Below are 19,348 nucleotides of genomic sequence, written 5' to 3' on the forward strand. Positions count from 1 at the left end.
TAGTATTTTAGGAAATCAAAGATAATAGTTATCGACCGGAGTTCCCAGTGCAAAAGCAGGCTCGAAGTGTCGAATTACGGATAAAAAGTTTTGTTAAAGGGCAGTTTTGCCGGTCTGTTTAATCCTGGAAGTAGAGTCTCTTCACGCGTTGCGAAACAGAAGTGAGCATCTGATACGGTATAGTCTGCGCCCAGTGGGCAACCTGCTCTACCGGCAGCTGTTTTCCGAAGAGCACCACCTCGTCCCCTACGGCCACTTGAGGAATATCTGTAATGTCGATCATGGTCATATCCATACATACAACACCCATTACAGGTGCAAGATGACCGTTTACCCAAACCTTTCCCACGCCATTGCTGAGGCTGCGGGGATAACCATCGGCATACCCGATCCGCACTGTTGCGATCGTGGTTTTGCGGGTTACCACACCTTTGCGGCCGTAGCTTACCGTTTCACCTTCATTCAGGTGTTTGATCTGAGCGATGGTACTTTTGAGTGTGCTTACTTCCTGCAAAGAAAGTTGATTGCTGGCGCCGCTGTCCACCCCGTATAACCCGATGCCTAACCGAACCATATCGAGTTGCAGATCGGGATGGCGACTGATGCCCGCTGTATTGGAAATATGACGAATGAATGAATAGGGAAGAATTTGCTGCAACTGGCTCACCATGCGCATAAAGCGTTCGCCCTGCCATTTCGTATAGGCATCCTGTTGAGCATCTTCACTAGCTGCAAGATGGCTGAACACACTCTGCACTTTGAACTGCCCGCCACGCAACGATTCCAGCAGTACCGGCAATTGCGATTCTGAAAAGCCGAGACGGTTCATGCCTGTTTCCAATTCTATGTGAACCGGAAATTGCTGAATGCCTTCGCGTTTCAGATAAGCTTCGAATGCGTGCAGCAGTTCGGGCGCATAAATATCGGGCTCCAGATTGTATTGCACCAGCACATCGAATGTGGAAGGGTCTACATTCATCACCATCACCGGCAGATTGATACCGCCTTTGCGCAACTCCACTCCTTCATCTGCGTAGGCAACTGCGAGGTAATCGATCTTATGGTATTGCAGCACATTGGCTACTTCGAAACTGCCGCTGCCATAGGAAAATGCTTTCACCATGGCCATCAGTTTTGTTTCGGGACGAAGCAATTGCTGGTATTGTTTGAGGTTCCAGGTAACTGCATTCAGATCTATTTCCAGTACGGTCTGATGCACTTTCTGCTCCAGCAGGCGATCGATCTCTTCGAGCTCAAACACGCGGGCGCCTTTCAGCAATATCGTTTCGTCTCTGAACTGAATATGACTAAAATCTTTTCTGAATGCATCTACTGTGGGGAAGAAGATCATTTCTTCGATGCCCGCTGCTTCGAATATAACGCGATGATGGCGGATCAGTTCGCCAATGCCAATGAGACGATTCACTTTCCGTTGCTGCATGGCTGCGGCAACTTCGGTGTAAAGCTCCTGTTCCTGCTTTCCGCTCTCCGGTATGTCGGTGAGAATTACGGTGCGTTTTGCATGTTGCGCCTGTTGCGACATAAAGTCCAACGCAATGGTAAATGAGCTGAGATCCGCGCTGTAGCTGTCGTTGATGATGGTGCAGTTGTTGATGCCTGTTTTCATTTCGAGGCGCATGGCTACGCGCGTGAGTAGCAGCAATTGCTGTTGCATCTGCTGCATATCCTGCTCAAGCAGCAATGCAGTGCACCAGCAATGCATGGCATTTTCGATACTGGCATTATCCGTGAACGGAATAGATACAGTTTGCGTGTTGCCTTTGTACTGAATAGTGAGGATGGTATTGTGTGCAGATCTTTCAATGCCGTTGATATGAACCTGCCCGTCTTTTCTTCCTCCCCATCCAAACAATTGTACACCCGATTGCTGCTGCAATTGCTGAACGGCATCATGCACCAGATCCTGATCATTGCGATAAATGAGGGTCTTTGCATTTTTGAAGAGCTGCAATTTCTCGCGCAGCTTTTCTTCCGAAGAAGCAAATCCTTCGCTATGTGCTTCACCGATATTGGTGAGTATGCCGATGGAAGGATGAATGATGGATTCCAGTTTTTCCATCTCCCCGCGTCCTGAGATCCCAGCCTCGAAGATGGCCAGCTCATGCGACTCGTTCATCGGCCAAACGCTGAGCGGAACACCGATCTGCGAGTTGTAACTCTTGGGACTGCGGATAATGGTGTAGCGTGTTTCGAGCAACTGATTCAGCCATTCTTTCACAATGGTTTTTCCATTGCTGCCCGTGATGCCGATAACCGGAATGGTAAAGCGGCTGCGATGAAATGCAGACAGCAGCTGCAATGCATGCAGTGCATCGTAAACGAGAATGAAATTGGCATCGGGATAAGCAGACAGTTCAACCTGTTTGCTCACCACAAAATTGCGAACGCCTTTGTGATAGAGGTAGTCGATATAAGTATGCCCGTCGCGGCGCGGGCCTTTGAGCGCAAAGAATAATGATGTCTTTGGGAAGATCAGCCTGCGGCTGTCTGTCAATAGCTGATCGATCCGGTCGTTTCTGCGTTCCTGCAAGATGGTTCCGCGTACAACCGAAGCGATATTTTCAATAAAGTATTGCATTAATGAAGGTCCTTATCGGGTGAATGTTCCTCAATAGTCTCTTCAGCAGTTTCTTTTCTGGCCACTGAGATAGAATAAACGATACTGAGCGTAACGCTCATCACTATCACCAGCAGTGAAATAAGGATTGGTACATGAATATCAAAGAAGGTCACCAGCATTTTAGCGCCGATGAAGATCAATACGAATGCGATGCCCTGTTGCAGGTGGCCGAATTTGTTGATGGCCCCTTTCAGCAGGAAGAACAGCGATCTGAGACCCAGCACCGCAAAGATGTTGGAGGTATAGATCACCAGATGGTTCTGTGAAATGGCGAATACAGCGGGGATGGAATCCACCGCGAAAATGATATCGGTAGTGGCGAGCATTATCACCACAACAAAAAGACTGGTGTAATATTTTTTTCCGTCGATGCGCATGGTCCATTTGCCATCGCCATCCTGCGGAGTGAGGGGCAGAAATTTCTTCAGCATCTTGTACACGCGGTTCTCCTGCAGGTTCACTTCATCATCGTGTTTTGCCGTGAACATCTTGAAACCTGTGTATACGAGTATGCCTCCGAACACATATAGCAACCAGCTGAATCTTTCCACCAGTTCAATGCCAATGGTGATGAAGATAACGCGGAACACAATGGCCATCAGAATACCGATGAGCAGTACGCGCGCATAGAACCTGTCTTTAACGCCAAAGAAATTGAAGATGAGAATGAACACGAATATATTATCGATGCTGAGGCTCCACTCCATCAGATACGCACTCAGGTATTCCAACGCAACTGTGCGGCCTTCTTCCACCCACATGAATCCGAAGAAACCAAGTGCGAGTGTTACCCAGAAAATAGTTTGAAGAAGGGCTTTACGGAGCGTGATATGTGTATTTTTCTTACTGAGCAATCCGAGGTCGAATGCCAGGGCAAGAACAATAACGATACCGAATACGAGATAAGTGAGCTGATCCGAAGTCATGTAATATATTAATGGTTGCAAAGATAAGTAGTTGACCGAAACCCCGCGTGGTTACCGGTACTTCCGTCTGCGCAATGCCTGCCAGATGGCTCCGAATACCAGAATGAGACCGATCGGCACACCAATATTGATAAGTTGCCAGAGCGTTTTGTTCTCTTCAACAGCTGCGGGGTCGAGTACTCTGAGCGTAAAACTCTTGGAACGGGTATCCAGAATGCCGGTAGGATTCACCAGGTATTCGATGCTGTTCAGCAGAAAATCTTTATTGGCATACTGGTAATTGGTGAACTGGTTATAGCCCATAGGCAGTGGGCCTTCTTTCTGTGTTACTACATTGGCAACGATATCGCCGTCAGACGCCACAATCATTTTACTTTCTTCTGCAGTGGCAGCGCGGAAAGGTTGTTTGTAGATGCCCGCGAGTGTATCCATGCTTCCCTGCGAAAGCCGGTTGGTGTAGAGTGAAGTGAATCTTCCTTCGAGCAACACTGCGATGGGCAGGTGCTTGAGGTTGAAAGTCTTCAGATCATCTTCTGTTTTTACGCTGTTGAGCGAAACGATGGCCGGTGTGCTGAGGCTCCGTGCATTGGCAGAACTGGCCAGCAGCACGGTTTTGCGGATGCCCGGCGCTTTTACGGTGTCTATTGAATTGGGGAATATGGTCAGCACCCTGTCCATATTCCCTGAGATAGGATTGTTGTTGCTGGCAGTCACCAGCGGAAAATATTGCCAGGGCTGAAGATCCATCTGCGGCTTATCTCCATAGTTGCCTACAACCATCGGAAGCTGATCGCACTGAAGATCCTGAACGAGATCTCCATTGATGCGAACACCGTATTTGAAGAGCAGATCATCGATATTGAGGCCGCGGTCGAAGGCCACGAAATCACTCTGTTTGCGCATCAGGCTGTCCATTTCTGCATAGAGCCTGTCTACCAGCCAGAATATCTTTCCTCCCTGCATCACATACTGATCGAGTTTCAGTTTCTGTGCATCGGTGAATGGCTGAGTAGGTTTTACGATCATCAATGCATTGAAGTCATGCGGAATTACGGGCACACTGTCGATGGGAACAAAACCAAATCCGTAATTGGGTTTCAGTGTGCGTTCGATAAGATCGTATACGTTGTAGCTAAGTGGTTCTCCGTTTCCTACGAGGTACCCGATTACAGGCACCTGCCCGGCTGTGATCTTTTGAATGGCATGTGCGAATTTGTATTCGAGCAGTGCTTCTGCATTGTTGAGCGATTGAATGCCGCCGGTCATATCCTGCCCCTGCAGCAGATCAACGGTCTCCACTCTGTTGCCGTAAGTGATCATTGCTCCGGGGAAAAGATAGCGCTGCTCTTCCGACTCACCTGCTTTGGCGCGTACACGCACGTTGGTTGGTTTCAGTCCCAGTTTCAGCAGCGAATCGGCAGTGATGCCTCCAGAACCCGCTTCAGCGGCAGGTTTGGTGAAACCGAACTGAACATTGGATGCATTCAGTTCTTTGAATTCTTTCAGCATTTCGCGGGTGCTGTTGGAAAGCTTTTTGAAACCGGCCTGCATTTCTCCATCGAGAAAAACGGTAATGGTTACCCGATCGCCCAGCGATCGGATGAGTTTCTTAGTGGCGGGAGAAAGCGTATATCTTTTTTCCTGCGTGAGATCGAACCTGAGCGGAACGAATGATGCCAGCCAGTTAATGGCTACCAGCAATATAATGCAGGCCAGCCACCAGTATTTCGATTGAAGTAGTTTTTTCATAATCATTGTTCGGGGGTCTGCTTATCTCTTCACCAGGTTTCTTGTGGTACATACCAGCAGCAGTGCAATGGCACTCAGAAAATAAATAATATCGCGGCTGTCGATCACACCACGGCTGATGCTGCGGTAATGAAAGTCGATGCCCAGCATTTCAACATAGTAGTCGGCGCCTGATTCCAGTGCAGGAATTCTGCTGATGGCATTGAATCCGCTATATAACAGGAAACAGAAAAATGCACCGCTGATGAATGCGACTACCGCATTGGAAGTGAAACTCGAACAGCAGATACCGATGGCAACAAATACCGCAGCGAGAAAAATCAGTCCGATATAAGCGCCGATTGTACCGCCACTGTCGAGCCCTCCTTCGGAGGAAAGCTGTTGCACACTCACTACATATATAATGGTAGGCACCAGCGCAATGAGTACAACGCCGAGTGAACCGAGATATTTTCCAAGCACCAGTTTACCACGGCTAAGCGGTCTGGTCTGGAGAATTTCATATGTACCTGTTTTGAACTCTTCCGAAAAGCTGCGCATGGTAATGGCAGGGATCAGCAGGAGGAGGATCCAGGGAGCTAATTCGAAAAATTTATCAAGTGTAGCAAACCCAAAATCAAGGATATTAGAGTCAGGGAACACAAAGAGAAACAATCCGTTGAGTAAGAGAAATACCACTATTGCGATATATCCGGTAAGGCTGCTGAAGTACTGCCGGAACTCTTTTTTGCATACGGGCCACATATTACGAAAATAAGGGATTATCAGTATAAATTAAGAAAAGATGAAATTGTTTGCGCATCGAATGATCTAATTCTTTATATTCGTTACCCCACTCCAATAACGCAAAAAGTTGTTGGAAAAGATATTGAATCAAGAGTTTATTTTCAACTGTATAACCAAAACCTGCTGCAAGCGAAAACCCTCCCCACGGAGGGTTTTTATTTTACGGCAATTGAATGCCGGCTGAAACCCTTTCTCTACGCGCCTTTCAGCGTTTCAATCACAAAATTTATTTCTTCGCTGGTAGTGAATTTTCCGAGACTGAAGCGGATGGATCCGTATGCAAGCTCATCCGATACACCCATTGCCTTGAGTACATAGCTGGGCTCCATCAGTGCCGATGTGCAGGCAGATCCGGATGAAACTGCAAGGTCTTTGCTGAAACTGCGCATCAGCACACCGCTGTTTGTATCGGGAAAAGAGCAATTGGTGATATGCGGAAGCCGATGAATGCACGATCCGTTGACAGCGACCTTATTGTTTTGGACAAGCGCAAACTCAAGCCTGTTGCGGAGTTCAGCGAGTCGCTCGCCATCTGCCATCATCTCTGCTGCTGCAATGGATGCAGCTTTGCCGAGGCCAACGATGCCGGGCACATTGAGCGTTCCGCTTCTCACTCCTTTTTCGTGACCTCCCCCATCGAGTTGCGGCGTGAGTTTTACTCGCGGGTTCTTTCTTCTTACATAGATCGCTCCGGCGCCTTTCGGTCCGTAGAATTTATGCGCGGATAGCGTGAGCAGATCGATCTCATCTTTCACTACATCTACAGGTATTTTGCCCACAGCCTGTGTGGCATCTGAAAAGAAAATCACGTTGTGCTTTTTTGCGATCTGCCCTATTTCACGAATGGGTTGAATTACTCCCGTCTCATTGTTGGCATACATGATGGCTATGAGAATGGTATCATGACGAATAGCAGACTCCAGTTCTTTCAGATCGATCAATCCTTCGGCATTCACACCCAGGTAAGTGATGTGCGCGCCGTTCTTTTCGAGGTGTTTGCAGGTATCGAGCACAGCCTTGTGTTCTGTAACGGCCGTGATGATATGATTGCCCTTGCCTGCATACATCGAATACACTCCTTTCAGCGCAAGATTATCGCCTTCGGTAGCTCCCGATGTGAAAATGATTTCACCGGGCTCAGCATTGATCAGAGCGGCTACCTGCTCGCGTGCGAGCTGTACTGCTTCTGCTGCCTGCCATCCGAACGAATGCGTGGCGCTGGCTGCATTGCCGAACCTGGTGGTGAACCAGGGCAGCATGGCTTCCACCACGCGCGGATCGCAGGGCGTGGTAGCATTGTAATCGAGATATACCGGCAGTTGAAGCATCATGAAAATTCAGTTGAACAATGATGGTCAAAATTAGTTCAAATGCAGCTATTTTTAGGCCCGCAACAATGCACCTGCATTGCCTCATCAAAAACAAAAGCCATGTTGAAAGTAGAACATATCGGTATTGCCGTAAAAGACCTGCAGAACTCCATTCCTCTTTTTGAAAAATTGCTGAATACAAGTTGCTACAAAACTGAAGAAGTGAGCAGTGAGAAAGTGAATACGGCATTCTTTCAGAAAGGAGAAACGAAGATCGAGCTGCTCGAAAGCACTTCACCCGAAGGTGTGATTGCGAAGTATGTGGAGAAGAAAGGAGAAGGCATTCATCATATTGCCTTTGAAGTGGCGGATATCGAAGCGGAGATGAAAAGACTGGTGGCGGAAGGATTTGTGCTGCTCAACGAAAAACCGAAAGAAGGCGCTGATAACAAGCTGGTTTGCTTTCTTCATCCCAAACATACCAACGGGGTGTTGATAGAATTGTGCATGGAAAAATAAAAAATGATTGTACCTTATGCTTCGCGTCAAAACTAACTGCCTGCTTATCTCACATTGAAACTGCGTAATCGGTCAACATTAAAACGATTGTTCATGCGACCACCCAACAGACTAAAGACCTGGATCTGGCTAATGCTGGCGTTTGTGTTTGTATGTTTGAGGGGATAACCGAAAAGAGTCAGCTGATTATTCTTCGTCGTGCTCCGTTTTGTTCAGTCCGAGTTTGTCGATAGCAATGGCTGCGGCAATCTGGCTGGCATCTTTTTTATTGTATGCCTTTCCTTCTGCGAGCAGTTCTCCATCTACAACAGCTCCGATGGTGAAGAGTCTGCGTCCGCCTTCAATTCTTTCATCAAGCGTTTCGAACTCCAGGTTCTTGCCGTTCTTATTGGCCCATCCATAGAGTTTGTTCTTGTGATTGATCTCCAGGTTTTCGAGATCTTCCATGTAAAGGTGAGGGATGATGATGCATTCGAGTACCCACTTCTTGGTTTTTTCGAATCCTTTATCGAGGTAAATGGCTCCTACCACGGCTTCGAGCGTATTGCCGAAGATCTGGCTCATCTTGAGTGAGTTGTCGAACTTGTTGTAGAAGGTGATTTTTTTGAGGCCCATTTTGATGGCGATCTCGTTCAGTTTGTTCCTGTTCACCATTTTGCTGCGCATTTCGGTGAGGAACCCTTCTTCGCGGTAGGGATATTTTTTGAAAAGATAGTCTGCTACGATGCCGCTGAGAATGGCATCGCCGAGATATTCCAATCGTTCGTTGTTCTCGTCGGCGCTATCCCTTACAGATCTGTGTGTAAGGGCGGCCTGATACAAAGGAAGCTTTCCCGGAACGAATCCCAGTACATTACGAAGGTTCTTTTTGAAAGAAAGATCGTGCTCTTTGCCAAAAAATCGGTCCAGGAGTCCCACAATTATTAAGCTACAATTTTTTCATTAAGCCAAAAAATCATTCATGGGTACGGGTCAAAATGGTATCACTGGAACAGCAAGCAGATGGTCGGGTACACTGTTGGTTAGGCAGGGTACTTTTTCACGATAACACAGGCATTATGCCCGCCAAACCCGAAGGTATTGGAGAGGGCAGCACGCACTTCACGTTGCTGGGCTTTTCCAAAAGTGAAATTGAGGCGTTGATCCAGTTCGGGATCATCAGTAAAGTGGTTGATGGTTGGCGGCACAATATTGTTCACCACGCTTTGGATACAGGCGATGGCCTCTATCACACCTGCGGCACCGAGACAGTGACCTGTCATGGATTTGGTGGAACTGATATTCATGTTGTATGCATGTTCGCCAAACACGTCCACGATAGCTTTTACTTCGGCTATATCTCCCAGTGGAGTAGATGTTCCGTGGGTGTTGATGTAATCGATGTCTGATGGTTTCATTCCGGCATCGTCCAATGCAGAGAGCATCACATTCTTGGCGCCGAGCCCTTCGGGGTGCGGAGCGGTAATGTGGTGTGCATCGGCAGTTGCGCCGGCTCCTGCGATTTCGCAGTAGATCTTGGCTCCGCGCGCCAATGCATGATCGAGGTCTTCGAGAACAATCAGACCTGCGCCTTCACCCATTACAAAACCATCGCGGTCTTTGTCGTAAGGGCGGCTGGCGGTTTTGGGATCATCATTGCGTTCGCTGAGTGCTTTCATGGCATTGAAGCCACCCACACCTGCTTCTCTGATAACGCTTTCGGAACCACCTGTGAGGATCACATCGGCTTTGCCGAGGCGGATCAGGTTGAATGCTTCCATGATAGCGTTGGTAGAAGATGCACAGGCGCTCACTACAGCGAAGTTAGGGCCACGGAAACCGTGACGCATAGAGATATGTCCGGCAGCAATATCCAAAATCATCTTTGGGATGAAGAATGGATTGAAACGAGGTGTACCATCACCCTGGGCAAAAGTGGTTACTTCTTCCTGGAAAGTGATGAGGCCACCGATACCGCTTGCGAAAACCACTCCCACGCGATCTGCATTGATGCCTTCGGATTTCAGGCCTGCATCTTCTACAGCCTGATCACTTACAACGAGTGCAGTTTGCGTAAAACGGTCCAGCTTACGCGCTTCTTTTTTATCAAGAAATTGCAACGGATCAAAGTTCTTTAATTCACAGGCGAACTTAGTCTTGAATTTCGACGCATCAAATAAAGTAATGAGATCAGCACCTGAAACGCCGTTGATGAGACCATTCCAGTATTCCTGTAAATTATTTCCAATGGGTGTTAATGCACCAATACCCGTTACAACAACTCGTTTTAATTGCATAGGACTATTTCCTCGGAGGAGTTAAATTAAGTAACAAATCCGCTCCTGCAGCCTTCTTGCCAGCTATTGAAGAGCGGATTTAATTTATTGCACCTGAAACTGTTTTCAGTTTACTTAGCATGTTCTTCTAAGTAAGCAATAGCCTGACCAACAGTTGTGATGGTTTCAGCTTGCTCATCAGGAATTGAAATGTTGAATTCTTTTTCAAATTCCATGATCAGTTCTACGGTGTCCAGAGAATCGGCACCTAAATCATTGGTGAAAGAAGCCTCATTGGTAACTTCTGCCTCTTCTACACCTAACTTATCAACAATAATCTTTTTTACTCTTGTTGCAATGTCTGACATTTTTGTAAAGTTTAGTTACGGCTGCAAAAATATAGATTTTGGGATTACTACAACAATTCGCTGGTTTTTAATTAATGCTGTGAATATTTTGTTCTTTCGCGGTTTTGTAGTACTATCCGGCGTCCCATCCTCAAACCCTTGCTGAAAGCCGGCGCCGAAGATAATCCACTGTATTCAAACCAACTAATATTGCAGAATTTTATATACTTCAATTTCTGCACTTTTAGGGGTAAATCCTTAAATTGCAGACACCTGTAACATCACCCAATTCCCAGGTATGGCCCTCAAAATAATAGATCACGGCTCTTCAGAATACCAGCAGATGGTTAACCTGCGCAACGAAATACTGCGCAAACCCCTCGGTTTGTCCTTTACCCCCGAAGAACTCGAATCCGAAAAAGAAGAAATTCTCATCGCTGCTTTTGAAGAAGAAAAGATGCTCGGATGCTGTATGCTCATCCATGCAGACACGCATACCCTCCGTCTCCGCCAGATGGCCGTACTCAATAATCTCCAGGGAAAAGGCATCGGCAGGGCCCTCATGACCTTTGCGGAAAATATTGCCCGCGACCGGGGCTACCGCAAGCTCACCATGCACGCCCGCGTTTCAGCCACAGGCTTTTATGAAAAACTGGGCTACTCCGTAAAGGGCGATCAGTTCGATGAAGTTACCATCCCCCATTTCATTATGGAAAAAGACCTGTTCTGATCTATCCGATCAGTCGCATATTGATCGGATAGCGGTAGAGTTTGCCTTCCGAAGCGCGTATCGTGGCCACAATCACCAATACCAGGTTCACAATTCCGATCACCCACAGCAACAACAGCCCGATCAGCAAAATCACCAGAATGGCCGATATGATGTAGGCAATGATCACTGTTATCTGAAAGTTCAGCGACTCTTTTGCGTGGATAGCCACAAAATCAGACTCATTCTTTTTTACCAGCCAGATCACCAGCGGGGCAATGAAACCAACGCCGGGAACAATGGCCAGAATATGCGACAGCAATGCCATCGTTTTTTCTTCACTGGTGGGAGCAGAGAGCGGAGTTTCCGCATCTCCCAATATGGAATTTGTATCTTGCGTGCTCATGGTTAAAGGTATTTAGTACAATTTAATACTTTATTTGTCGGCCTTTTGCCAGATTAATTACAGCATATGACAACCCCTCTTCGAATCATTTTCATCGCCATACTACTGAGTTTCAGCTCAATTACTTTTGCCTGTATCAATCCTTATGCGTCCACGATCGATCTACCCAGAGAAGGAGATTCGCTGAAGCTCTCTTTTTTTCTGAACCCTCCGGCTAAAGACAAACTCCCATACTGGCATCATGGTTTTTCTGACGATCTGAATCTGTTCATTGAGTTCGAGCGGGTTAACGGAAAAGACATTAGCAAATTTAGCTATCGCGAAAAATCTGACTACGCAATCATGCAGCTCAAACTTGGCGATAAACAGGAGGGGTTACAGATTTTGGAAGAGCTCTATAAACAACATCCCAATGAATACAATATAGTTGCCAATCTCGGTACCGCATACGAACTCAATGGCAACAATGCCAAAGCACTTGAATTCCTGAAGAAGGCACTGGCACTGAATCCTGGATCACACTATCATTCAGAATGGATTCATGTAAATATTCTGGAGCAAGAACTTTCTGACAGCCCCGACTATACCAAAATCATCAACCTCGGTATCAAGGATTTTCAGGGATGGCTGATCGATAAGACTTACAAATTTCCACAGGAAGCAGATTCGCTGAAAGTGCAACTCGCGTATCAGTTGCACGAAAGGATCTCATTCATAGACAAGCCCAATAAGGTAATCGGTCAACTGGTACTCGACTTTGCAGACATCATCGCCAAAACCGGCAATAAAAATGATGCATACCAGTTCTACAACTTTGCACTGAGTTATGATTCTTCTCTGAAAAAAACAATTGAAACAAGAGTTGGAGGAGTGAAGTCAGAACAGAAAGTAGTGAAGGAAAAATTCCAGTGGGCAAGCATCATCTGGGCTATTCCCCTTGCTGCGCTAGGATTGGTTTTTCTGGCATGGCTCAAAGCCATGAAACAGAAAAAGCAGGCGAAATAAGTTTCACTATTATTTTACTGAGGAAGTTTCTGCAGTTACAAACTCCTGCATTCGCTGAAGGAAAGCTACCAGTTTTCCCATGTTCTTAATGTCTGTTACAATCAACAGGAACGAACGATCCGTTTGTTTCAGTCTCGCATTGTTCACCTGTGTTTGTACGAAATTCAAGATCTGCTGGAACACCGGCGATTCAAAGTAAGGTGAATCCGGTTTGTTTACGAAGTAGCAACGCAGGGTTTCATCTTTGAGCGTCATCTTCTCGAAACCCAGCTCCACAGCCAGTCTCCGCGCACGTACTGTATCGAACAGATCTTCCACCTGTGGTGGGATAGGTCCGAAACGATCATGCAGCTCCTGATTGAATTCGAGGAGTGCCGCTTCATCTTCACAGTTATCCAGTCGGGTGTAGAGTGTGAGACGTTCGGTGATGCTCTCTACGTATGTATCGGGAATGAGAATTTCAAGGTCGGTATCGATGGTGCAATCCTGCACATAATCTTCCTGTTTGGAAATTTCTTCTTTGAAGAGATTGCGGAACTCGGTTCGCTTGAGTTCCTTGATGGCTTCGTCGAGGATCTTCTGATACATTTCAAATCCGATCTCAGCCATAAATCCGCTCTGCTCTCCGCCGAGCATGTTTCCGGCTCCGCGGATATCGAGATCGCGCATGGCAATCTGGAAGCCGCTTCCCAGCTCGCTGTGCTGCTCCAGTGTTTGCAGTCGCTTGCGACTGTCGGGCGGCAGCGTACTCATCGGCGGAGCCAGCAGGTAACAGAAGGCTTTGCGGTTGCTTCTTCCTACACGGCCACGCAACTGGTGCAGATCGCTGAGCCCGAAATGATGTGCGTTATTGATGATGATGGTATTCACGTTCGGAATATCCACGCCGCTCTCCACGATATTGGTACAGATGAGCACATCATATTTCTTGTTGATGAAGTCGAGGATCTTTTCTTCGAGTTCATGCCCTTCCAACTGGCCGTGGGCGAAGCCGATGCTTAAATCAGGACAAAGCGCCTGCAGTTTGGCTTTCATCTCCGCCAACCCCTGAATGCGGTTGTGAATGAAGAATACCTGTCCGCCACGCTCGGTTTCAAAGTAAATGGCATCGCGGATCATATCATCATTGAACACGGCCACTTCCGTCTGAATAGGCTGACGGTTAGGCGGAGGTGTATTGATGATGCTCAGATCGCGGGCTCCCATCAATGAGAACTGCAATGTTCTTGGGATAGGCGTTGCCGTTAGCGTGAGGCAATCCACATTCGTGCGAAGTGTTTTGATCTTCTCCTTATGTGCTACGCCGAATTTCTGTTCTTCATCGATCACCAGCAGCCCCAGGTCTTTGAACTTCACTTCTTTTCCGAGTATCGCGTGGGTGCCGATGATGATATCTATCTTACCTTCTTCGAGTCGCTTGTAGGTTTCCTTTTTCTCTTTGGCCGATTTGAAACGATTCACAAAATCGATCGTTACAGGGAAATCTTTAAGGCGCTCGCTGAATGTTTTGTAGTGCTGATAAGCAAGGATGGTGGTAGGCACCAGAACGGCGGCCTGCTTTCCATCCACACAGGTTTTGAATGCTGCACGGATAGCGATCTCAGTTTTACCGAAACCTACGTCCCCGCAAACAAGACGGTCCATCGGAGACGGCTGTTCCATATCCTTCTTCACATCGGCAGTAGCCTTGCTCTGATCGGGCGTGTCTTCGTAAATGAAACTGGCTTCCAGTTCGGTCTGCATGTAATTATCAGGCAGGTGCTGAAACCCTTGCTGCGCCTTTCTTTGCGCGTATAGCTTGATGAGGTCGAAGGCAATTTCCTTAACCTTGGTTTTTGTTTTCTCTTTCAGGCGGTTCCATGCATCACTGCCCAGTTTATTCACTTTGGGTACCGATCCTTCCTTGCCTGTGTATTTGGAGATCTTGTGCAGCGAGTTGATGTTCACATACAGAATATCGCTGTCTTTGTAAATGATACGTACAGCCTCCTGCAATCTTCCGTTCGCTTCTATTTTCTGGAGGCCGCTGTATACACCAACGCCGTGATCGATATGCGTTACATAATCGCCGGGCTGCAACTCGCGCAGCGTGCGGAGTGTAAGCGCTTTATTTTTATTGTATGCCTGCTTAACCTTGTATTTGTGGTAACGCTGAAAGATCTGGTGATCTGTATAACACACCAGTTTCAGGTCTTCATCGATAAATCCTTCGTGGATGGAAGTAGGTACCGGAATAAAAGGTATCTCGGCATTGAGGTCTTCAAAAATACTGTTCAGCCTTTCGAGCTGACGCGGGTTCTCTGCAAAGAGATAAAGTCCGAACCCCTTGGTGGCCCAGGATTTCAGGTCGCGGATCAGCAGATCGAACTGACGGTTGAAAGCGGGTTGCGCTTTGGTATTGAAATGAATGGTGACGGGCGTATCGTGAGAAACGCCATCCGATTCAGGGAAATCGTCGGTATGCCCGAAAGCAACAATATGGCGCGATTGCAGCTGTGCTTCAATCACTGTGGCCGGAACAAAATCTTCGGTGTTCACTTCAGATTTTTCCATCCGGTTATCATCGTCGCCTGCAGTGTTCTTCGTTTTTTCGACAGGCACCACGGTGTTGAGGAAGAGATGCAGATCTTCTTCCTGCACCATCAGCCGTTCTTTGGTGAAAGCCCAGTCCTGCATCCATATCACTGTATTCTCCGGCAGGAAATCGAAGAGGGAGATCTTCTCTGCCGAATCGAATTGCGTATCTACATTGGGGATGATGGTAACCTGCAGCAATTTCCTTTCGCTGAGCTGTGTTTCGGGATCGAAAATGCGGATGGAATCCACTTCGTTTCCGAAGAGCTCAACACGATAGGGTTTATCGTTCCCGAAAGAATAGATATCGAGGATACCGCCGCGCAATGCGAATTGTCCGGGTTCGTACACGAAATCGGTTCTGTCGAAACCATATCCTACGAGCTGATCCATCAATCCCTGCAGATCGAGGGTATCTCCTGATTTTATATAGATGATGTTTCCGCTGAGTGTTCCCGGCAGCACTACTTTCTCGAACAATGCTTCGGGGTGAGTGATCAGCATGCCGGCCCTGCCCTGAGACTGAGCGGCGAAGCGGGTGAGCGCTTCGGTACGCAGCATCACGTGCGAGGGATTGAGCAACCTGAAGTTCTTGCGGTTCTTGAATGAAGAAGGAAAGAAATACAGATTGAGTGCATTGGTCAGGTTCTCGAGCGAGTTGTGGAGGTAAGCCGCTTTTTCGGCATCCTCACAAACCACGAGGTGATTGAGCTGACTGCATGATGGATTCTGAAAGATGGTGCTGATAACGAAGCTGGCAGCACTGCCACGGAGATTTTCGGCATAGATCCGTTGAGGACGGGCAAAAGAGAGCTTGTCCGCCAATTGAAAAAGGCGGGGGTCATTTTTGAACGAATCTAGCAACGTCTGCAAATTCATAGCGCGGGTGCAAAGGTACGAAAAGGAGCAGGAAGTGCAAAGCGTGGGAAGAACAGCGCCGGGCTGTTTGTTGTCCGGATGCATAAAACGCAGGCTATTCGCGGCATTCAGGCAGGCGGCACCCTGTAAAAGATTTGGAGCAGGCTGCTATCGGCAATGCCCGAACAAATTGGTATATTTAGAAAAACGATTCTATGGTGCAACCCTGGCGAACCGGTAAAGTCATCCGCATTGTTGATGAAACCAATAGTACCAGGCGCTTCTGGATCGAAGTGCCGGAACTGACATCTTTCGATTTTGTACCCGGACAATTTGTAACGCTGGATCTTCCCATTCACGAAAAGCCCAATAAGCGCTGGCGCTCCTACTCCATTGCCAGCTGGCCCGATGGCAGCAATGTATTTGAATTGCTGATCGTGCTGCTCGAAGGCGGCGCAGGTACCACCTGGATCTTCAACGAAGTGGTGGTGGGAACTGAGCTTATATTCCGGGGACCGCAGGGCGTGTTTGTACTGCCCGAACCAATCGACCGGGATGTGTTTTTTATCTGTACCGGAACCGGTATCGCACCTTTCCGCGCGATGAGCCATCACATAAAACTGCACCAGACTGCACATCATAATTTATACCTGCTGTTCGGATGCCGCAAATTCGGCGATACCCTTTACGAACAGGAAATGCGAAGCCTGGAGAGAGATCTTCCCTCCTTCAAATACCTCCCTACTTTTTCGAGGGAAGAACCGGGTAATGGACATTATACCGGGTATGTGCATACGATATACGAAGAGATCTGCAATAAAAACAGAACTCCCAGTACAGAGAACATTGGAGAAATGGCGGTGAAACCAGCTTACTTTTACCTGTGCGGTTGGAAGAATATGATCGATGAAGCTAAACAGAGAATCTTGCAGTTAGGGTACGACAAGAAGTCTATTCACCAGGAATTGTATGGATAGCATACAGCGAATCTCACTGAGGAGGTCGCCAGATCAGTAATTCTTTCTTGTAAAGGTTGAGCCGCTATCTGCTACGGCTGAAAGGCGTTTGGGGGTGTAAGGTCGCCGGACTGTTAACCCTAGCGGGCTACATTCTTATCATCTTTTTGAGATGTCATCGGAATTACCGGAATTGAATCGATTTTCGACTTTTTTTCCAATTGAGCTTTTTCTCTCTGAAGGTTCAGAATTTCAGCATGATTGGATACCATCTCTGACTCAAGTGAAGCGACCTTTCTTTTAGATTTAGCGAGTTCAGCGCTTCTGATCATAAAACCGATCAGAAACGACACAACGAGAGCTCCGCCTAACAGAAATAAGTTCACAGGGATTGTAATTAACATTATCATATGTCAATGCTATTTAGCGAATGAACAATTTGTTCAGACTACTAACCAAATAAAAGTATACGAGCTTAACCAGGAATCCAAATGGTTCCTCAAAGGATGAATTAGGTTAATGTTGCTGTGTCGGTCGGGCAGAGTGAGGACTGTCAGGTGGTGTTATTGCAACGATAGGCGACTCAAATGTAGTTATAATATTTGTTTTTCTACTAATTCTTTGATTTTATTTATGTGGATGCGCTCCTGTTGCATGGTATCTCTGTACCGTATTGTAACAGTTTGATCTTCTTTCGTTTGATGATCAACGGTAACGCAAAACGGTGTTCCGATCGCATCCTGCCTGCGGTAACGCTTACCAATAGCGTCTTTTTCTTCGTAGAAACATTTGAAAGAGGTCTTGCACTCGTCCATGATCTGGCGGGCAATCTCAGGCAAACCGTCTTTTTTGGTCAACGGAAGAATGGCCAGTTTGATGGGGGCCAGTTTGGGGATGAACTTCAGTACCACACGGCTGTCCGGCTTTTCGGGGGTGCTCAGGTCCTGCTCTTCGTAAGCATTGCTGAGTACCATCAATACGGTACGGTCGAGGCCGATGGACGTTTCGATCACGTAAGGGATATAGTTCTGATTGATCTCAGGATCAAAGTATTGCATTTTCTTTTTGCTGAACTCCTGGTGGCGGCTGAGGTCATAATCCGTGCGGGAGTGGATACCTTCCACTTCTTTGAATCCGATAGGGAAATCGAACTCGATATCGCAGGCAGCATCAGCATAGTGAGCCAGTTTCACGTGATCGTGGAAACGGTATTTGTCGGCAGGGATACCGAGCGTCATATGCCATTTCATACGGGCTTCTTTCCAGTATTCGTACCATTCTTTCTGTGAGCCGGGGCGTATGAAGAACTGCATTTCCATCTGCTCGAATTCGCGCATACGGAAAATAAACTGGCGGGCAACGATCTCGTTACGGAAAGCTTTTCCGATCTGAGCGATACCGAAGGGGATCTTCATCCTGCCGGTTTTCTGCACATTCAGGAAGTTCACGAAAATACCCTGCGCCGTTTCCGGGCGCAGATAGATTTCGCTGGCGTCTTCGGCAACGCTTCCGAGCTGGGTGGAGAACATGAGGTTGAACTGACGAACATCTGTCCAGTTAACGGTTCCGCTCACACCGCACTTTATTTTGTTGTCTTCAATGAGTTTTTTAAGACCGTCGAAGTCATTGGCTGCCAGCAGCTGATCCATAGAGGCAATAAGGGCATCGCCTTCAGCTTTTTTGCCGGCTTTTTCCAGCTCATCCACATAACCTTCGATGAGGTGATCAACCCTGTAGCGCTTCTTGCTGTCTTTGTTGTCGATCATGGGATCGGAGAAATTGTCCACGTGACCGGAAGCCTTCCAGGTGGTAGGATGCATAAATATGGCCGCATCGATACCAACAATGTTTTCATGCAACTGGGTCATGCTTTTCCACCAGTAGTCTTTGATATTCTTCTTCAGTTCGCTACCCCACTGGCCGTAGTCGTATACAGCACTTAAACCATCATAGATTTCGCTGGATTGAAAAATAAATCCGTACTCCTTACAATGTGAAATGATTGCCTGAAAACGATTATTGTCTGTTGCCATAGCCGGCAAAGATAATATTTTGCCGCTTTTGTGGTACTTGCATTTTCCATCTTCCGGAACTAAATTTGAAATCAAATCCCGAACCTATGAATAAACCGACGGCTGCGGCCATCCTCACTATTCTTGTTTCCATCTATTTTATTGTAAGCGGATTGCTGAAAATGAGCCGCCATGCGAGCGGGAGCTTCCTGCACAGCTGGGGTATCATATTGCTGCTGGTAGGTGTGGCCGGTACCGTGTGGAAAGTAGCGGAGATCACTAAAAAGTAAAAAAC

General features: G+C 47.2%; 16 protein-coding genes. 5 read left to right on the forward strand and 11 right to left on the reverse strand.

Translation table 11 applies throughout. From position 1 onward, the window contains the following. Positions 1-118: 118 nt before the first annotated feature. The 5 genes from HHL16_RS01040 to HHL16_RS01060 form a co-directional block, all read right to left on the reverse strand. The gene (locus tag HHL16_RS01040; RefSeq protein ID WP_169423288.1) at positions 119-2,599 is read right to left on the reverse strand and encodes a bifunctional UDP-N-acetylmuramoyl-tripeptide:D-alanyl-D-alanine ligase/alanine racemase; all 2,481 of its coding nucleotides are present in this window, start codon (positions 2,597-2,599) and stop codon (positions 119-121) included. Continuing rightward, complete coding sequence (locus HHL16_RS01045) at positions 2,599-3,588, reverse strand: TerC/Alx family metal homeostasis membrane protein (RefSeq protein ID WP_240965705.1); 990 nt, start codon at positions 3,586-3,588, stop codon at positions 2,599-2,601. The genes HHL16_RS01040 and HHL16_RS01045 overlap by 1 nt, the downstream gene beginning before the upstream one ends. A 30-nt stretch (positions 3,589-3,618) precedes the next feature. Beyond that, on the reverse strand, positions 3,619-5,316 hold the full coding sequence (gene gldG / locus HHL16_RS01050; protein WP_169423289.1) for a gliding motility-associated ABC transporter substrate-binding protein GldG: 1,698 nt from the start codon (positions 5,314-5,316) through the stop codon (positions 3,619-3,621). Positions 5,317-5,337: 21 nt separating this feature from the next. Continuing rightward, a complete protein-coding gene (gldF, locus tag HHL16_RS01055) occupies positions 5,338-6,060 on the reverse strand; it encodes a gliding motility-associated ABC transporter permease subunit GldF (protein WP_169423290.1) in 723 nt (240 codons plus the stop codon). Between the two features lie 236 nt (positions 6,061-6,296). Beyond that, positions 6,297-7,433, reverse strand: a complete 1,137-nt coding sequence (locus HHL16_RS01060) for an IscS subfamily cysteine desulfurase (RefSeq protein WP_240965707.1) — start codon at positions 7,431-7,433, stop codon at positions 6,297-6,299. A gap of 99 nt (positions 7,434-7,532) precedes the next feature. On the opposite strand from HHL16_RS01060, the gene mce reads away from it, so the two are divergent. Next, positions 7,533-7,931, forward strand: a complete 399-nt coding sequence (mce, locus tag HHL16_RS01065) for a methylmalonyl-CoA epimerase (protein WP_169423291.1) — start codon at positions 7,533-7,535, stop codon at positions 7,929-7,931. A gap of 186 nt (positions 7,932-8,117) precedes the next feature. On the opposite strand, the gene rnc is transcribed toward mce, so the two are convergent. The 3 genes from rnc to HHL16_RS01080 form a co-directional block, all read right to left on the reverse strand. Further along, positions 8,118-8,849 (reverse strand): ribonuclease III, encoded by a 732-nt coding sequence (gene rnc, locus HHL16_RS01070; RefSeq protein WP_169423292.1) that lies wholly within the window; start codon positions 8,847-8,849, stop codon positions 8,118-8,120. 104 nt (positions 8,850-8,953) lie between these two features. Beyond that, positions 8,954-10,207 carry a beta-ketoacyl-ACP synthase II gene (gene fabF, locus HHL16_RS01075; RefSeq protein WP_169423293.1) on the reverse strand — a complete coding sequence of 418 codons (1,254 nt, stop codon included), beginning with the start codon at positions 10,205-10,207 and terminating at the stop codon, positions 8,954-8,956. A 110-nt stretch (positions 10,208-10,317) separates the two neighbouring features. Further along, a complete protein-coding gene (locus HHL16_RS01080; protein ID WP_038103191.1) occupies positions 10,318-10,554 on the reverse strand; it encodes an acyl carrier protein in 237 nt (78 codons plus the stop codon). 277 nt (positions 10,555-10,831) lie between these two features. Between HHL16_RS01080 and HHL16_RS01085 the strand changes: the two genes are divergently transcribed. Then, entirely contained in the window at positions 10,832-11,263 is a 432-nt protein-coding gene (locus tag HHL16_RS01085; RefSeq protein ID WP_169423294.1) for a GNAT family N-acetyltransferase, read from the forward strand. A gap of 1 nt (position 11,264) precedes the next feature. Here the strand turns inward: HHL16_RS01085 and HHL16_RS01090 are convergent, their stop codons facing one another. Then, the gene (locus HHL16_RS01090; protein ID WP_169423295.1) at positions 11,265-11,648 is read right to left on the reverse strand and encodes a DUF4870 domain-containing protein; all 384 of its coding nucleotides are present in this window, start codon (positions 11,646-11,648) and stop codon (positions 11,265-11,267) included. 66 nt (positions 11,649-11,714) lie between these two features. Between HHL16_RS01090 and HHL16_RS01095 the strand changes: the two genes are divergently transcribed. Next, positions 11,715-12,653 (forward strand): tetratricopeptide repeat protein, encoded by a 939-nt coding sequence (locus tag HHL16_RS01095; protein ID WP_169423296.1) that lies wholly within the window; start codon positions 11,715-11,717, stop codon positions 12,651-12,653. Between the two features lie 9 nt (positions 12,654-12,662). On the opposite strand, the gene mfd is transcribed toward HHL16_RS01095, so the two are convergent. Beyond that, on the reverse strand, positions 12,663-16,052 hold the full coding sequence (gene mfd / locus HHL16_RS01100; RefSeq protein ID WP_240965708.1) for a transcription-repair coupling factor: 3,390 nt from the start codon (positions 16,050-16,052) through the stop codon (positions 12,663-12,665). A 248-nt stretch (positions 16,053-16,300) separates the two neighbouring features. Here mfd and HHL16_RS01105 point away from each other — a divergent pair, with 248 nt between their 5' ends. After that, entirely contained in the window at positions 16,301-17,062 is a 762-nt protein-coding gene (locus tag HHL16_RS01105) for an FAD-dependent oxidoreductase (protein ID WP_169423298.1), read from the forward strand. A gap of 572 nt (positions 17,063-17,634) precedes the next feature. Here HHL16_RS01105 and HHL16_RS01110 read toward each other — a convergent pair. Continuing rightward, the gene (locus HHL16_RS01110) at positions 17,635-19,074 is read right to left on the reverse strand and encodes a glycine--tRNA ligase (protein WP_169423299.1); all 1,440 of its coding nucleotides are present in this window, start codon (positions 19,072-19,074) and stop codon (positions 17,635-17,637) included. Positions 19,075-19,160: 86 nt separating this feature from the next. Between HHL16_RS01110 and HHL16_RS01115 the strand changes: the two genes are divergently transcribed. Continuing rightward, on the forward strand, positions 19,161-19,343 hold the full coding sequence (locus HHL16_RS01115; protein WP_169423300.1) for a hypothetical protein: 183 nt from the start codon (positions 19,161-19,163) through the stop codon (positions 19,341-19,343). Positions 19,344-19,348 lie beyond the last annotated feature (5 nt).

The organism is Pseudoflavitalea sp. G-6-1-2, assembly GCF_012927185.1.
In the GTDB taxonomy this organism is placed as follows: Bacteria; Bacteroidota; Bacteroidia; order Chitinophagales; family Chitinophagaceae; genus Pseudobacter.

Bases quoted from the DNA above. Each gene is read 5' to 3' on its own strand.
- gldF (WP_169423290.1), bottom strand. From the start codon at position 6,060: ATGTGGCCCGTATGCAAAAAAGAGTTCCGGCAGTACTTCAGCAGCCTT.
- HHL16_RS01080 (WP_038103191.1), bottom strand. From the start codon at position 10,554: ATGTCAGACATTGCAACAAGAGTAAAAAAGATTATTGTTGATAAGTTA.
- HHL16_RS01090 (WP_169423295.1), bottom strand. From the start codon at position 11,648: ATGAGCACGCAAGATACAAATTCCATATTGGGAGATGCGGAAACTCCG.
- HHL16_RS01110 (WP_169423299.1), bottom strand. From the start codon at position 19,074: ATGGCAACAGACAATAATCGTTTTCAGGCAATCATTTCACATTGTAAG.
- HHL16_RS01105 (WP_169423298.1), top strand. From the start codon at position 16,301: ATGGTGCAACCCTGGCGAACCGGTAAAGTCATCCGCATTGTTGATGAA.
- HHL16_RS01040 (WP_169423288.1), bottom strand. From the start codon at position 2,599: ATGCAATACTTTATTGAAAATATCGCTTCGGTTGTACGCGGAACCATC.
- HHL16_RS01085 (WP_169423294.1), top strand. From the start codon at position 10,832: ATGGCCCTCAAAATAATAGATCACGGCTCTTCAGAATACCAGCAGATG.
- HHL16_RS01060 (WP_240965707.1), bottom strand. From the start codon at position 7,433: ATGATGCTTCAACTGCCGGTATATCTCGATTACAATGCTACCACGCCC.
- mce (WP_169423291.1), top strand. From the start codon at position 7,533: ATGTTGAAAGTAGAACATATCGGTATTGCCGTAAAAGACCTGCAGAAC.
- fabF (WP_169423293.1), bottom strand. From the start codon at position 10,207: ATGCAATTAAAACGAGTTGTTGTAACGGGTATTGGTGCATTAACACCC.
- gldG (WP_169423289.1), bottom strand. From the start codon at position 5,316: ATGAAAAAACTACTTCAATCGAAATACTGGTGGCTGGCCTGCATTATA.
- HHL16_RS01115 (WP_169423300.1), top strand. From the start codon at position 19,161: ATGAATAAACCGACGGCTGCGGCCATCCTCACTATTCTTGTTTCCATC.
- HHL16_RS01095 (WP_169423296.1), top strand. From the start codon at position 11,715: ATGACAACCCCTCTTCGAATCATTTTCATCGCCATACTACTGAGTTTC.